This window comes from Devosia sp. CAU 1758 (assembly GCF_054482695.1).
The window spans coordinates 807,135-822,305 of sequence record NZ_JBTLRJ010000001.1; the positions used below are offsets into that span (position 1 = coordinate 807,135).

The following is a 15,171-nucleotide window of genomic DNA, read 5'->3' on the forward strand; positions in this document are numbered from 1 at the left end:
AGACTGTTGAGCCCCGAAGACACCGTTTGGGAGGCGTCTGGTGTTGACTGTGGGACACATCTTAACGGGCGCCCTATACGTCGATTGACGTAGCTGCATTGGCGATGGTCGGTGCGACCGGTGTGAAAGCCCTGAAAAACCGCGTGATTTTCGCAAAATTCATGGTATTCAGGCCTTGGCGATTTTTTGGGCAGCGCGCCGGATTGGTTAAGGCTTGAGCGAATAATGGCACGGCAGCGGATCATTCCGATCAGGCGCGAGTATAATCGCTGGGTGGCCAACCAGACCCTGGAAGACTATGCGCTGCGCTTTACCGCCAAGTCGGCGCGGCGCTTTTCCAATGACCGGATTTCGCAGACAGCCATCGGGGCCATCTCGTTTCTGGCGCTCGAAGCCATTGGCGGGGCTATCACGCTTAGCTATGGCACCACCAATGCACTGATCGCCATCCTGATCGCCTCGATTGCCATTCTCATCGTCGGCGTGCCGATCTCGCGCTATGCAACGCGGCATGGCGTGGATGTGGACCTGCTCACCCGCGGCGCGAGCTTTGGCTATATCGGCTCGACGATCACCTCGCTGATCTATGCCAGCTTCACCTTCATCCTGTTTGCCATCGAAGCCTCGATCATGGCCAGCGCCTTGCAGCTGGCATTCGGGCTGCCGCTCTGGATCGGCTACATCATCTCTGCCGTCGCGGTGATCCCGCTGGTGACACACGGCATCCGCATGATTTCCTCGTTCCAGATGTTGACCCAGCCGATCTGGATCGTGCTCAACATCCTGCCCTTCTTCTTCATCGCCTTCATGGATTGGGAGAAGTTCGACCTGTGGCGAGCCTTTGGCGGACTGGGCGAGCCCGAGGGCGCAGCCGGGACGATTGCTGCCTTCGAGGTGTCCAAGTTCGGCGCCGCCTCGGCGGTGATTTTGGCTCTGATGACCCAGATCGGCGAGCAGGTGGACTTCCTGCGCTTCCTTCCGGCCGAGGGGGCGCCGAAATGGCGGCACAAGATCGGCATTTTCCTCGCCGGGGCGGGGTGGGTCGTGGTGGGGGCGCCCAAACTGATCGCGGGGTCGTTCCTGGCCTTCCTTGCCCTCTCGGTGGGGGTGGCGCCCGAGCACGCCGCCGAGCCGGGCTACATGTATGCGGTGGCCTTTGGCTACATGATCCCCAATGAGTTCGTGGCCATGATGCTGATGGCGGTCTTCGTGGTGGTCAGCCAGCTCAAGATCAATGTCATGAATGCCTATGCCGGCTCGCTCGCCTGGTCGAACTTCTTTTCGCGTCTGACCCATAGCCATCCGGGGCGCGTGGTGTGGCTGCTGTTCAACGTGGCCATTGCGCTGCTGCTGATGGAGCTGGGCATCTACCGGTTGCTGGAAGAGACGCTAGGCATCTTCTCCATCATCGCCATGGCCTGGCTCTGCTCCATCTCGGCGGATCTGTTCATCAACAAGCCCTTGGGCCTTGCGCCGCCGGGCATCGAGTTCAAGCGCGCCCATCTCTTTGACGTCAATCCGGTTGGGGTCGGCTCGATGCTGCTGTCGGCGGCTATCGCGCTTTTGGCGCATTTCGGGGCCTTTGGCGAGATGGCGGCGGCGCTGGCGCCCTATATTGCGCTGGTGGTGTGCTTCATCGCCTCGCCAACCATCGCCTGGGCGACCAAGGGCAAGTATTATCTGGCTCGCAAGCCGCGCAAGGCCTGGGCCGACAAGCCCTCGCTCACCTGCTCGATCTGCGAACATCCGTTCGAGCCCGAGGACATGGCCTGGTGCCCGGCCTATGCGGCGCCGATCTGCTCGCTCTGCTGTTCGCTCGATGCGCGCTGCCATGACATGTGCAAGCCACATGCGCATTTCCGGGCGCAGACCCACGCCGTGGCATCGAGCATCATGCCGCAATGGATGATTGACAAATTGCAGACCCGGCTGGGGCGCTACGGCATTTCCATGGGCATCGCCACGGCGATCCTGGGGGGTATTCTGGGGCTGATCTATTATTTCGCCATCGGCTCGGCGCCCAACACGGCCGATGTGGTGGGTGGAACGCTGCTGGTCGTGTTCTTCGTCTTTGCGGTGGCCGCCGGGGTCATGACCTGGTTCCTGGTGCTGGCCCATGACAGTCGCCTGGTGGCCGAAGAGGAAAGCTCGCGCCAGAATACGTTGCTCCTCAAGGAAATCGACGCGCACTCGAAAACCGATGCGGAATTGCAGCGCGCCAAGGAGAAGGCGGAGGCGGCGAACCTGGCCAAGTCGCGCTATGTCGTCGGCCTCAGCCACGAATTGCGCACGCCGCTCAATGCGGTGATGGGATACGCGCAAATCCTCGAGCGCGACGCCCAGTTGCCGGAGAACCGACGCGGGTCGGCCCAAGTCATCCGGCGCAGCGCGGAGCATCTGTCGGGGCTGATCGATGGGCTGCTCGATATTTCCAAGATCGAAGCGGGGCGGCTGCAGGTCTATTCGAGCGAGATCAATATTCAGGACTTTCTCAACCAGATCGTGGACATGTTCCGTCTCCAGGCGGATGCCAAGGGGCTGGAATTCCGGCATGTGCGGTCCAGGGCCCTGCCGGTCCATGTGCGCACCGACGAGAAGCGGCTGCGGCAGATCCTGGTGAACCTCCTGTCCAACGCCATCAAGTTCACTAGCGCCGGCCATGTCAGTTTTGAGGTGTCCTATCGCATGCAGGTGGCCAGTTTTACCGTCGAGGATAGCGGAAGCGGCATTGCGCCGGCCGATCTGGAGCACATCTTCGAGCCCTTCGTGCGCGGCGAGGCCGAGCGCAACCGCTTTACGCCGGGGCTGGGGCTGGGGCTGACCATCACCAAATTACTAACCGAGACGCTGGGCGGGGAAATCATCGTCTCCAGTACAGTGGGCGTGGGCACGCGGTTCCAGGCGCGCCTGATGCTGGCCAAGGTGGAGCGACCGGCCAAGCGCCTGGCGCCGGTGCAGCAGATCATCGGCTATCGCGGCGACCCGCGCACCATAATGGTGGTCGATGACAATGAAGATCATCGCGGAATGATGCGCGAGATGCTGACGCCGCTCGGCTTTGCTGTGCTGATGGCCGTGGATGGTCCAAGCTGTCTTGCCGCGCTTGATACAGCGACGCCGAACCTGTTCTTTATCGATATTCGCATGCCCGGCATGAGCGGCTGGGAATTGGTGCGCGCGATGCGGGAGCGTGGAATTGTCGCCCCCATCATTATGCTTTCGGCCAATATCGGGGACGGGGCCAACCCGACCAATGCCGATGCCGGACATAGCGATACCCTGGCCAAGCCCTTCGATCTCAGCCAGCTGATCGACAAGCTGGGGACCCATCTGGGATTGGAATGGACCCATGCCGACCCGCCAGCAGTGGAGCGGCGTGACGAGCAGATTCGCTCGCCCGGCGCCGAGCACTTGCGTGATCTCGCCAGCATGGGGCAAATCGGTCATGTGCGGGGGATCGACGCCAAGCTGGGCGAACTGGCGGCCGATCCGGCCAATCAGCCCTTGGTGGATGCCTTGAGGCGGCATATGCAGGACTTCGATTTCGACGGTTTCGCCGAAACACTGGAGCGGGTGGGCCATGAGCCGGATTGAGAAGGAACAGGATATCGTTCTGCTGGTCGACGACTCGCCCGAGTCGCTGGGCTTTCTCACCACGGCGCTGGAACAGGCTGGCGTGACAGTTCTCGTGGCGCGTAGCGGTGAGGCAGCGCTCAAGATCGTCGAGCGGGTCACGCCCGACGTGGTGCTGATGGATGCGGTCATGCCGGGCCTTGATGGGTTCGAAACCTGCCGGCGCATGAAGGCACTTGCCCCGCTTGTGCATGTGCCCATCATATTCATGACCGGGCTGACCGAGACCGAGCATATCGTGCATGCACTCGAAAGCGGCGGCGTGGACTACCTCAGCAAGCCCATCAATGTCGATGAACTGCGGGCGCGCATAAGGGTGCACCTGGCCAATGCCCGACGGGCCCAAAGCGCGCGCATTGCGCTTGATGCGGCAGGGCGGCACCTCGTGGCATTCGGGACCGAAGGGGCCGTGCTGTGGTCGACGCCGCAGGCCAATCGCCTTTTGGAACGCTCGGGCGTTGACGCGGCATTGCAGCCGGACATGTCGCGCAGTTTCGTGGCCTGGCGCAGAGGCGAGGGCGACCGGCTGATACCGGGCGGCAGCTTCGAGCTGAATGTGCGCGCCGCACCCATTCTGCAGTTTTCCTATCTGGGCGTGGTAGGTGGCGACGAGTTCCTGTTTCGAATTGCCCGCGCCCAGGAGGAGGGCCAGGAGGAATTGCTGCGCCAGCATTTTGGACTGACCGCGCGTGAAAGCGATGTGCTGCTGTGGATTGCCCGAGGCAAATCCAACAAGGACATTGGCGACATTCTTGGCCTCAGCCCGCGTACGGTGAACAAGCATCTTGAGCAGGTCTATGCCAAGCTGGGGGTGGAGAACCGCGCGTCGGCGGCCATCAAGGCCATCCAAGCGCTCCAGGCTCCGTTCGAACTGTAGTGAGGCGGTCGCGTCGTTCCGGGTTTCCCGGCCGCTTTTACCGCGCAGCGATCACAAAATCCCCCGGATCAGAATTGGCGGGAACCGGCGCAGCCGCCGTCCGTTGAGCAAGCGAACCGGGCACATTGCCACGACCCGGACGGAACCTGGTGGAACGCCAACAGAGCCTCCACCAACCGATCGGCGGTCGGCTGCAAAGGTTGACGCTCCTTTGTTGGCCGCCCCGGAGGGGCGCGGAACTTCGGTTCCGCGCCCTGTTTTCTTTGCCAGGTCTTCTCTTGAGCCGCCTGTGAACGTTAAGCGTCCATTCACCAGAATAACCGGCGACACAGGCACAGAACTGCGTCATCCGTGTGGCGCGCTTGAATTCGGCCGCATCTGCATCCCATGGTCGGGGCAACCCTCACTTGGGTGGAGTCTTCACCATGCCCCTTCAGCCCGACGCCACAGATCGAAAGCTCCTGCGTGAGTTGCAGCGCGATTCCCATCGTAGCGTGCAAGTCCTCGGCGAAACGGTAGGTCTGTCGCCATCGGCCTGTCACCGCCGCATCAAGGCGCTTGAAGAGGCGGGTTATGTGACCGGATATCGGGCCGAACTGGATGCGGCTCGGCTGGGCTTTGCCCTGCAGTTCTTTATCGAGGTCGGCCTGACCAGCCAGAGCGAAGCGGCATTGGATGCCTTTGAAGCAGCAGTTCAGGACATTCCCGAAGTGCTCGAATGCCATCTGATGGCGGGACATTCGGACTACATCCTGCGCGTCGTCTGTCGTGACCACGAGGACTTCGAACGCCTGCACCGCCGGCTCAGCGCCCGCCTGCCTGGCGTGGCCCGCATCCATTCCAATATGAGCATCAGGCGGGTAAAGGCGCGAACCGGCCTGCCGGTGTAACCCATGCCGCCAAGAAAGCGGCACTTTGCCTAACATTTGGGCGAACAAAAATTCTGGCGTCATTTTGGTCGGAATCTGCTTGCGTGTTGGAATCGGCTGGGCTTGATTTCTTCCCATAACAATATGGGGACGTCATCATCATGCTTTCACGCCGCCGCTTTTCCACTGCAATGGCGCTGGCCGCCGGCCTCGCCGTTTCGGGCGTGGCGCTGCCCGCCTTTGCGCAGACCGATATCAAGCTGACGCTGGACTGGCGCTTCGAGGGGCCGGCCGCCGGGTTCCTGCTGGCACAGGACAATGGCTATTTCGCCGAGGAAGGCCTCAATGTCACCATCGACACCGGCAATGGGTCGGTCGAAGCGATCCCGCGCGTGTCCACGGGCGCCTACCAATTGGGTTTCGGAGACATCAACTCGCTGATCAAGTTCCTCGACGAAGACCCGACCCAACCGGTCAAGGCCATCATGATGGTGTATGACAAGCCGGTCTTCTCGGTTATCGGCCGGCGGTCGCTCGGTATCACCGAAGATCCCAAGTCACTCGAGGGCAAGAAGCTGGGTGCGCCGCCTCCGGACGGCGCCTTTGCTCAATGGGCGGCGTTCAAGGAAGTCGCGGGCATCGACGACAGCGCCATCACCCTCGAGTCCATCGGTTTCCCGGTGCGCGAGCCGATGCTGGCTTCAGGCGACGTCGATGGTGTGTTCGGTTTCGCCTTCTCGGTGATCCTCAATCTCAAGGCCAATGGCGTGCCGGACGAGGACATCGTGCCGATCCTCTTCGCTGATCACGGGCTGAACCTTTATGGCAATGCCATCATGGTTAACGAGGCCTTTGCCGAGGAGAACCCGGAAGCGGTCAAGGGCTTCCTCAAGGCGCTGGCCAAGGGCTTTGCCGATGCCGTGGCCGATCCGGCTGCCGGCGCTGCCGCAGTTCTTGCTCGCAACGAAACGCTCAATATCGACACCGAGACCGAGCGTCTCGAAATGGCCAATGAGATGAACATCAAGACCCCCTATGTGGTCGAGAATGGCTTTGGCGGCATTGATGAAGCTCGGCTCGCTGCTTCCATCGAAACGCTCAAGATTTCCATGGGCCTCCAGGGCAATGTCACCGCCGCTGACATCTTCGACGCGCAATATCTACCGCCTGCCGAAGAGCGCATGCTGCCTTAGGGCTGAACGAGCTTCCTTCCTCTCCCCTCAACGGGAGAGGAAGATGCCGGGTGATTAGGGACGCCCGGACTATCCGCCCCGAGCCATTCTTCCGAGGGAACGGGAATGGTTTCGGGGCGGGTCCTATTCTCAAGCTATTGCGAGGCGAAATGGCTACGCCCCTGGTTTCCATCGACAATGTCGACATGCGCTATGGCGGGCCGGATGGCACGCTGGCGGTGAGCGGACTTGACCTCAGAATCGATCGTGGCGAATTCGTCGCTGTGGTCGGCCCCTCGGGCTGTGGCAAGTCCACGCTTATGAAGCTGACCACCGGGCTGCATATTCCCCAATCCGGCACGGTGATCGTGGCTGGCAGCCAGGTGACCAAGCCGGTCTCGATTGTCGGCATGGCGTTCCAGAACCCGACCATGCTGCCCTGGCGGACGACGCTGGAAAACATTCTCCTGCCGCTCGAGATCGTCGAGCGCCACCGCCACCGGCTGCGCCGCCACAAGGCGGAATATGTCGCAAAGGCGGAGGCGCTGCTGGAGACAGTCGGCCTCAAGGGCTTTGGCGACAAGTTTCCCTGGCAATTGTCGGGTGGGATGCAGCAGCGCGCCAATCTCTGCCGGGCGCTAATCCATGAGCCGGAACTGCTGATGCTCGACGAACCCTTCGGGGCGCTCGACGCTTTCACCCGCGAAGAACTCTGGTGCGTCATCCGGGACCTGCATGCCAGCCAGGACGTGACTATCGTGTTGGTGACCCATGACCTCAGAGAAAGCGTGTTCCTGGCCGACAAGGTGGTGGTGATGAGCGCGCGGCCAGGCCGGGTGGTGTCCGAACATGTCGTGCCATTCGAGAGGCCCCGCCAGCTCGACCTGCTTTATGAGCGGGCCTTTAACGAGATGGTGCAGAGGCTGCACGGCGAGATCGCCACCGCGAGGGCCGCAGCATGAGTGCGCTGGAAACACAGACGCCCATCGCCGCGCCGCCCAGGCCGGTCTTCAAGGTCGATTGGGTGCGGCTATCGCCGGTGCTCTATACCATCGGCCTGTTTTTCATCTGGGAGATCGGGGTGCGCCTGTCGGGCTTGCCGCATACCATTTTCCCGACGCCGACGCGGGTGTTCGAGGCAATCGTGCAGTACTGGTCTCCGATCTGGAAGAACTCGGTGCAGACGCTTTACACCACGGTCCTGGGTTTCCTGATCGCCGTGGTGGCGGGGCTGGGGATAGGGCTGTTCATCGGCTGGTCGAAGTCAATCTATGCCGGACTTTATCCAATCATGGTCGGGTTCAACGCCATTCCAAAGGTGGCGCTGGTGCCAATCCTGGTCATCTGGTTCGGCATCGGCACGGTGCCGGCCGTGCTGACGGCGTTCCTGATCTCGTTCTTTCCCATTGTGGTCAATGTCGCCACTGGGCTTGCCACTATTGAACCGGAAACCGAGGATGTGTTGCGGGCGCTGGGGGCCAAAAAGCTCGATATCATGCTCAAGGTCGGCATTCCGCGTTCAATGCCGTATTTCTTCGGATCGTTGAAGGTGGCGATCACACTGGCCTTTGTCGGCTCGGTGGTCAGCGAGACCGTCGCCTCCAATTCGGGGCTGGGCAATATGATGGCTTCGGCGCAGTCGAATTTCAACGTGCCGCTGGTGTTTGCAGGCCTGTTGATGCTCGCCGTCGAGGGCATCGTTATGTACGCACTGATGGCCTGGGTCGAAAAGCGCATGACCGGATGGGCACATCGCAGCACGATATCCAATTGAGCGGCTCCGCTGCCTGAGCAGCGGAGCCCGATTGCCCTAGGAGGCCGGTGCGGCTTCGATCAAGGCACACAGCATCCGGTCGCCGGAATTGCCGGAGGGATCGGTGATCTGGTCGTCAGCGCTGGCGTGAATGACCAGGGCAGTGCCGTCTTCGTCAAAGAGATAGCCCTCGTCGCCTTCCGTCAGCGAGACCATATCCGAGGTCAGCTCGATCATGGCCATGCCGTCGTCACCGACCTTCAGGTTGGGCAGGTCCCCGGCATGAGGCCCTTCGGGATTTTCAAGGCCATGCTGGTGATCGGTGGGATTGAGGTGACTGCCAGCACTTTTGAACTTGTTCGCCGGGTCGCAATCGCCGGTCTGATGGAAGTGAATGCCGTGCTCGCCAGCTGAAAGGCCGGACACTTCGCCCGAAATCGAGACTGATCCTTCCGTCTGTGACAATGTCACGGTGCCTGCTTCACCGCCATTGGTGTCCATAAACGTCCCCATTGCCTCCTGGGACAGTGCGGGCGTGGCAAGCATGAGCGATGCGAGAGAGAAACCGAGAATGCGGCGCATATTGTCCTCCTGAATTGTGTCGGATGCGACTGCAACGGTGCCGTTGCTCAGCCGTTCCCAGGCTTGATCAAAGTGATTGATGGCTTGCCTCGAGGGGCCAACCTGCGACAATGGGTCGAGGAGATCGTTTCGTGAGTGACACCAGCCATATCGTGGGCGGCGGCCCCAAGAAGGTCCTTTATACGCTGGCGACCATCGGTCAGATGGGTGTGGGCAAGGCCGCCAAAGCCCTGACTGCGAAGAATACCTGCAAGGCATGCGCCTATGGAATGGGCGGGCAGCGGGGCGGTATGACCAATGAACTGGGCGAGTTCCCCTCGGTCTGCAACAAGAGCGTGCAGGCGCAGTCCTCCGATGTGCAGGCGCCGATTCCGCACCCCATATTCGAGCATACGATTGCCGACCTTGCCGAGTTGAGTGCCAGGGAAATGGAGCGGCTGGGGCGGCTGGATACGCCACTGTTTCGCCGCGCCGGTTCGGAGCGGTTCGAAGCCATCGACTGGGATAGTGCGCTCGATCATGCGGCCCACCGGCTGGCCGAAACCGATCCGCAGCGCAGCTTCTTCTATTCCTCCGGCCGCTCATCGAACGAGGCCGGTTTTCTGTTCCAGCTGCTGGCGCGGGCCTTTGGCACCAACAATGTCAACAATTGCTCCTACTACTGTCACCAGGCGACCAGCGAGGGGCTGAAAACCACGATCGGCACCGGGACAGCGACTATCGAACTGGAGGACCTGACCGGGACGGACCTGATCTTCGTCATCGGAGCCAATCCCTCATCCAACCATCCGCGCTTCATCCACATGCTGAAAAATTGCCGCGAGCGGGGCGGGCAGGTGATCGTCATCAACCCGGCGAAAGAACCGGGCCTGGTCAAGTTCGCGGTGCCGAAATCGCCTTCATCCATGCTCAAGGGCGGGAGCGATATTGCTTCGGACTATCTGCAGCCGCGCATCGGCTCGGACATTGCCCTCTTCAAGGGGCTCTGTAAGGCCGTACTGGCGCAAGGCAATGCGGACCGGGATTTCATCGCCGCGCATGGCGCCGGGTTCGCGGTATTCGAAGCTGATCTCGACGCCCTGGGCTGGGACGAGATCACCGCCGCCTGCGGCCTTTCCCGTGCCGACATCGAACGTGTCGCTGCCGCGTATGGTCGCTCGAAACACGCCGTCTTCGCCTGGGGCATGGGCATGACGCACCATGTGCACGGTGTCGCTAATGTCGAGGCCATTGCCAATCTGGCGCTGCTGCGCGGCATGATCGGCAAACCCTTCGCGGGCCTGTTGCCGCTACGGGGACATTCCAATGTGCAGGGCATCGGCACCATCGGGGTCAAGCCGGTGCTGGCGCGTGATGTGCTCGCCAAAATGGAGCAGGCGTTCGGTGTCACCATTCCGCAAGAAAAGGGTCTCGACACCATGGCCTCCATGCAGGCGGCAGCAAGCAGGGAAATCGACGCGGCCGTGATCATGGGCGGCAATCTCTGGGCGGCGACTCCGGACACGGCGTTCTCGACCCGCGCCATGGGTCAGATCGGCTTCAAGCTCTTTCTCACCACCACTCTCAACCAGGGCCATGTGAACGGGCTGGGGCATGGCGAGGCGATGATCCTGCCGGTGACGGCGCGGGACGAGGAATGGGAGCCGACGACACAGGAATCCATGTTCAACTTCGTGCGCCTTTCCGATGGCGGCATTTCCCGCATGGAGACGGTTCGGCCGGAAAGCTGGATTCTCGGGCAGCTCGGCAAGCGCATGCTGCCGGGGTCACCCATCGATTTCGAGGCGTTTTCCGGCCACGCCCGGCTTCGCGACGCCATTGCCGCCATCGTGCCGGGCATGGAGGAATTGGCCGACATTGATGTTGCCAAGCGTGAATTCCACATCCGCAACCGGGTGATGCACACGCCCAGCTTCGGCACGCCGGATGGAAAGGCGCATTTCGTGGTGACGCCCATGCCCGAAGTGCGCGGCGGGCAACTGATGCTGGCCTCGGTGCGCAGCGAAGGGCAGTTCAACTCCATCATCTACGAGGAGACCGACAGCTATCGCGGCAAGGCGGGGCGGCTCTCGGTGTTTCTCAATGGGGACGACATGGTCGAGCGCGGCTTGACAGAAGGGCAGAAGGTCATGGTGTCCTCCGATGCCGGACAGATGGAGGGGGTTGCCACACGTTTCGACCTGCCGCGTGGCTCGGTCCTGGCATATTACCCCGAGGCCAATGTGCTGGTGGGCACGGCGGTCGATCCGCGCAGCAGGACGCCCGCCTTCAAATCGGTGCCGGTCAGGGTGATGCCCGGGTCGAACTAACCGAAACGTCGGACCAGTTCGCGCGCCTCCTCCTGAAGCCGCTGGATATCTTGCTCGGAGAACTCGTGTGGTTCGTAATTGAGAAGTACCAGCGCTCCCACCTCACCGAATTCCGGCGAGGAAAGCGGCACTCCGGCGTAAAAATCGATTCCGTTGGTGACCAGATAGGTGTTGTCACGGGCGCCATTCTGCGGCGAGGCAGAATGAATGATCAACGGTTCGTTCTGATCGACCACCAGCTTGGTCAGTCGGTAGGAATCCTCGTCATCTCTGTGCCGCTCATCATCCAGCAGATTGATGAGTGCAGCGGGGACATTGAAGCGCTCTGCAATTGCATCAAGTTGCTGACCGAGTTCATCATCGCCGCGGCCAAGCCCGGAGAACGGTTTCTTCTGTGGCACGTTCGGGGGCGTGGAGGGCATGTGCATTGTGCCAATGCGCTCGATCGCGCTGTCGAAATCGCGCAGGACAGCGTCGACATGAAGCGTGTCGCTGCTTTCCGCTTCGCCATTTTCATTCAAGATACAAACGGCAATATGGACATCGGGCGCCATCTTCCTGATGCGGCGCGATACATATCGGCACTGGGCCCTCAAGTCTGCACCCACAAACACCAGAACCAACGTGTGAACGTTGTCGAGGTCAAGCCTCCCGATGGCCTCCTGGCGTATGGCTCCAGGCGGCAATACGTGGGCACTGACCTCAAGCTCGGCCAGTTCGAGGGCGATGAGACGAGCCGCTGCCTCATCGATCTCGGTGCGACCACCGATGATCAGGATCGGCGCTGTATCGCTCCAGACCGGCTCAAGAGCCACCTCCAGAACCATTTCAAACGCCTCGATAAGCCTGCGGCGTTGAGGCACGCTGTCCGGCCGGTCGGACAATTCCGATGTGCCCAGCCGGAGCGACGGCAGCATCAGGTCGCGAACCAGCGACTGCCTTCCGTGCTTTTCCATGAACTCCTCGCTCATCTCCAAAGCGTCTTCGGCATCGCCTTTGAGCATGCGCTGATACAGGCGTTCCGGAGGAGCAAGTACGGGTTCACTACCGAGCAGCGTTTCGAGAAACTGGAATTGTGGAAGGTGGCGTCCGATCACCACGAGACAAACCGTCATGGGCGTGGCCAGGATCAATCCCACCGGCCCCCAGAGGGTCGCCCAGAACATGGCCGACAGAAGAATGGCAAGGGGCGACACGCCCGTGCTCGACCCGTAAAGCCGAGGCTCAATCACATTGGCGGTAGTCAGGTCGATGACCAGGAACAGGGCTACGGACATCAAGAGCATGTTCCAGCCTGGGTCGACTGCAAAAGCCAAGGCAAAAGGCACCACCGCGATGATAAGTGCCCCAACGAAGGGGATGTAGCGAAAAAGCACGATCAGCAGGCCCCAGAGTGGGGCACTGGGGACGCCAATCAGCCAGAGACCAATGCCGAATATGGTCCCATAGGTGATGTTCACCGTCAGCTGGACGATCAGATATCGGCCCACCCGGCGACTGGCATCGGAGATCGCGAGGTTGGTCAGCGAGTAACGGCCGGCACTGACAAGACGAATGAAGCGATCCTGCAGGTCTGCACGCCCGAGCAACAGAAAAATCAGGAACACGACGATGATGGCGACCGTGGCGATAGGCCCGACGATCGAACCCATGATGGACGTGAGGATGCTCAACGGTCCCAGTTCGTTGGAGATGGTCACCGGGACCGGTTGTCTCTCTCCCGGGGCGGGATCCTCGCCGAGATTGCCCTGTACATTGGCAACCATGGCGTTGATCTGATCCAGCCAGACCAGACCGCCGAACTGTTCCTGCAACAGGCCAATCTTGTCCTGGATGATCAAGCGGTATCGCGGCAGTTCTTGAGCGAGGTTGGTGATCTGAGTGCCGGCGAGGGCGGCGAAGCTGGCGATTATGGCAATGGCAAGCGCCACTGCAAGGATGACCGCGACGGCATCCGGCAGCCCCACACGCCGGTTCATCCAGGAGACCAGCGGGTTTAGAACAAAGGCAAGCAACGTCGCCAATACCAATGGAACGAATATTCCCGCACCGAAATAGAGGAGTAGCGTTACGATCCCGAACGCAGCTATGCTTTCAACGGCTTTCGGTCGACGTTTCGAGAAGGTCGGGGAAGTGGAATTGCCGTGCACAAGTATTTCCCTCATTCCACACATGAATGCGAGGAGCCGGAAATTGTTCCCCTAATTACCTGGCGCCGACGCCAATAGAATTTGCAGCCAATGATTTGACCATTTTGTTCAATCCATCCTGCCTCGCAGGGGTGTCAGCGCCGCTCACCATTGCAACGGAACCAGCAATAGCCGAAAGGTGAAAGCGAAATCTTTTCGTCGCCATGCATGGGCTCCGATGGGGAATCCGCAAGCATGGGCATAAGGTCCACGATCCCTTCATCGGACAGGGTGAAGGATTTGGGCTGGTCCGAAAAGTTGTGCGCTGTGATCACCCGATTGCCGCGCCACTGGCTCGATAGCACCAGCACCTCATCGTCGCCGACATCGACGAGATCGACGCCGCCCCAGCCAATTTCAGGTGAAGAGCGCCGCGCGGATACCATGTCGGCGATGGCGTGGAAGAACGAGGCGCGATGCTGGACTTCCATCGCCGCGTTGACCTGGCTGTAGCCGAACCTGCCATGGTCGATGACCGGGCGGACCAGCTTGCTTTTCGGGGCGCTCGAAAACCCGCCATTCTTGTGTGGGGACCACTGCATGGGCGTTCGCACGGCTTCGCGCTCCTTGAGTGCCAGGTCTTCGCCCATGCCGATTTCGTCGCCATACCACATGACGGGTGTGCCTGGGAGCGCGAGTAGCAGCGAGAAAGCCATCTTCAGCCGGTCGTGGTCGCCATCGAACATGGCGGCGAGCCGGCGGCGCAGACCCCGGTCATAGAGATGCATGCGTGGGTCGGGGCCGAACGCGGCGAAGACCTCTTCGCGCTCCTGCTCGGTCAGATTACCCAGATTGAGCTCGTCGTGATTGCGAAGGAACACCGCCCATTGGCCCATGCCGCCGGGTTCGGGACGCGACTGCAACGACTTGCGCAGCGGAGCCGCTGTTTGACGGGCTAACGACAAGAAGAGCTGCTGATTACCGACGAAATCGAAGACCATGGTCATCCGGTCTCCGGCTGCGAAATATTTGGGCGCCTCTTCGTAACTGATATTGGCTTCAGCGAGCAGGATGGCCTCGGCCTTGCGCCAGGACAGGAAGTCGTGAATTTCCGTCAGCATGGCATGGGGCTCGGTGACAGGTTCATCGGTCAAGACGCCGCGGGGCTCGATCAGGAACGGCACGGCGTCGACCCGGAACCCTGATACGCCTAGCGCCAGCCAGAAGCCCATGACTTTGAGAATTTCCGCGCGCACGGCCGGGTTGTGGGTGTTGAGATCCGGCTGAAACTTGTAAAAGCGGTGCATGTACCAGGCCTTGGCCGCCTGATCGTAGGACCATGTTCCCTTCTGCACGCCGGGGAAAACGATGCCTTCGGTAATGTTGTCGGGCTTTTCCTCGCGCCAGACGTACCAATCCCGGTAGGGCGATTTCGGGTCGGAGCGGGCAGACTGAAACCACTGATGCTGATCGGATGTGTGGTTGACGACAAGATCGACGATCACCCGCATGCCGCGGTCTTCGGCCGCCTGGATGAACTCCACGAAATCCCCTAGCGTCCCGAGTTCCGGGTCGATGCCGTAGTAGTCGGAGATGTCATAGCCATTGTCGCGGCGGGGAGAGGGATAGAACGGGTTGAGCCAGACGCAGGTGACCCCGAGCCGTTCAAGATGATCCAGCCGGTCGGCCAGGCCGATGAAGTCCCCCGTGCCGTCGCCATTGGCATCCATGAAGCTCTTGACGTCGACACAATAGACGATGGCGTTCTTGTACCAGAGGTTGGCCATGCCCGCTCCTTGCTGCTGCAAAACGAACGGGCAGGGCGGCACAGATGTTCCCAGGGGAAT

General features: G+C 61.0%; 10 protein-coding genes. 7 read left to right on the top strand and 3 right to left on the bottom strand.

Annotated elements, in window-relative coordinates; genetic code table 11:
- The first annotated feature begins 222 nt into the window (after nucleotides 1-222).
- From ACXYMS_RS04055 to ACXYMS_RS04080, 6 genes are all read left to right on the top strand, one after another.
- On the top strand, nucleotides 223-3,594 hold the full coding sequence (locus ACXYMS_RS04055) for a hybrid sensor histidine kinase/response regulator (RefSeq protein ID WP_458904605.1): 3,372 nt from the start codon (nucleotides 223-225) through the stop codon (nucleotides 3,592-3,594).
- Complete coding sequence (locus tag ACXYMS_RS04060) at nucleotides 3,581-4,510, top strand: response regulator (RefSeq protein ID WP_458903895.1); 930 nt, start codon at nucleotides 3,581-3,583, stop codon at nucleotides 4,508-4,510. Before ACXYMS_RS04055 ends, ACXYMS_RS04060 begins: the two co-directional genes overlap by 14 nt.
- 425 nt (nucleotides 4,511-4,935) lie before the next feature.
- Entirely contained in the window at nucleotides 4,936-5,400 is a 465-nt protein-coding gene (locus ACXYMS_RS04065; protein WP_458903896.1) for an Lrp/AsnC family transcriptional regulator, read from the top strand.
- A 140-nt stretch (nucleotides 5,401-5,540) separates the two neighbouring features.
- Nucleotides 5,541-6,572, top strand: coding sequence for an ABC transporter substrate-binding protein (locus tag ACXYMS_RS04070; RefSeq protein ID WP_458903898.1), 1,032 nt, complete (start codon nucleotides 5,541-5,543; stop codon nucleotides 6,570-6,572).
- A 149-nt stretch (nucleotides 6,573-6,721) separates the two neighbouring features.
- Nucleotides 6,722-7,513, top strand: coding sequence for an ABC transporter ATP-binding protein (locus tag ACXYMS_RS04075; RefSeq protein ID WP_458903900.1), 792 nt, complete (start codon nucleotides 6,722-6,724; stop codon nucleotides 7,511-7,513).
- A complete protein-coding gene (locus ACXYMS_RS04080; RefSeq protein ID WP_458903902.1) occupies nucleotides 7,510-8,325 on the top strand; it encodes an ABC transporter permease in 816 nt (271 codons plus the stop codon). The genes ACXYMS_RS04075 and ACXYMS_RS04080 overlap by 4 nt, the downstream gene beginning before the upstream one ends.
- 36 nt (nucleotides 8,326-8,361) lie before the next feature.
- Here the strand turns inward: ACXYMS_RS04080 and ACXYMS_RS04085 are convergent, their stop codons facing one another.
- Nucleotides 8,362-8,886 (bottom strand): superoxide dismutase family protein, encoded by a 525-nt coding sequence (locus ACXYMS_RS04085; protein ID WP_458903904.1) that lies wholly within the window; start codon nucleotides 8,884-8,886, stop codon nucleotides 8,362-8,364.
- 131 nt (nucleotides 8,887-9,017) lie between these two features.
- Here ACXYMS_RS04085 and ACXYMS_RS04090 point away from each other — a divergent pair, with 131 nt between their 5' ends.
- Nucleotides 9,018-11,195 (top strand): FdhF/YdeP family oxidoreductase, encoded by a 2,178-nt coding sequence (locus ACXYMS_RS04090; RefSeq protein WP_458903906.1) that lies wholly within the window; start codon nucleotides 9,018-9,020, stop codon nucleotides 11,193-11,195.
- Here ACXYMS_RS04090 and ACXYMS_RS04095 read toward each other — a convergent pair.
- Together ACXYMS_RS04095 and ACXYMS_RS04100 are read right to left on the bottom strand one after the other, a co-directional pair.
- Nucleotides 11,192-13,345, bottom strand: coding sequence for an AI-2E family transporter (locus ACXYMS_RS04095; RefSeq protein ID WP_458903907.1), 2,154 nt, complete (start codon nucleotides 13,343-13,345; stop codon nucleotides 11,192-11,194). The two genes, ACXYMS_RS04090 and ACXYMS_RS04095, sit on opposite strands and share 4 nt — an antisense overlap.
- A gap of 134 nt (nucleotides 13,346-13,479) precedes the next feature.
- Nucleotides 13,480-15,111, bottom strand: coding sequence for an alpha-amylase family protein (locus ACXYMS_RS04100; protein ID WP_458903909.1), 1,632 nt, complete (start codon nucleotides 15,109-15,111; stop codon nucleotides 13,480-13,482).
- Nucleotides 15,112-15,171 lie beyond the last annotated feature (60 nt).

What these genes read in the sequence shown, in the direction of transcription:
- ACXYMS_RS04060 (WP_458903895.1), top strand. Translation starts at nt 3,581, where the DNA reads ATGAGCCGGATTGAGAAGGAACAGGATATCGTTCTGCTGGTCGACGAC.
- ACXYMS_RS04065 (WP_458903896.1), top strand. Translation starts at nt 4,936, where the DNA reads ATGCCCCTTCAGCCCGACGCCACAGATCGAAAGCTCCTGCGTGAGTTG.
- ACXYMS_RS04070 (WP_458903898.1), top strand. Translation starts at nt 5,541, where the DNA reads ATGCTTTCACGCCGCCGCTTTTCCACTGCAATGGCGCTGGCCGCCGGC.
- ACXYMS_RS04075 (WP_458903900.1), top strand. Translation starts at nt 6,722, where the DNA reads ATGGCTACGCCCCTGGTTTCCATCGACAATGTCGACATGCGCTATGGC.
- ACXYMS_RS04080 (WP_458903902.1), top strand. Translation starts at nt 7,510, where the DNA reads ATGAGTGCGCTGGAAACACAGACGCCCATCGCCGCGCCGCCCAGGCCG.
- ACXYMS_RS04085 (WP_458903904.1), bottom strand. Translation starts at nt 8,886, where the DNA reads ATGCGCCGCATTCTCGGTTTCTCTCTCGCATCGCTCATGCTTGCCACG.
- ACXYMS_RS04100 (WP_458903909.1), bottom strand. Translation starts at nt 15,111, where the DNA reads ATGGCCAACCTCTGGTACAAGAACGCCATCGTCTATTGTGTCGACGTC.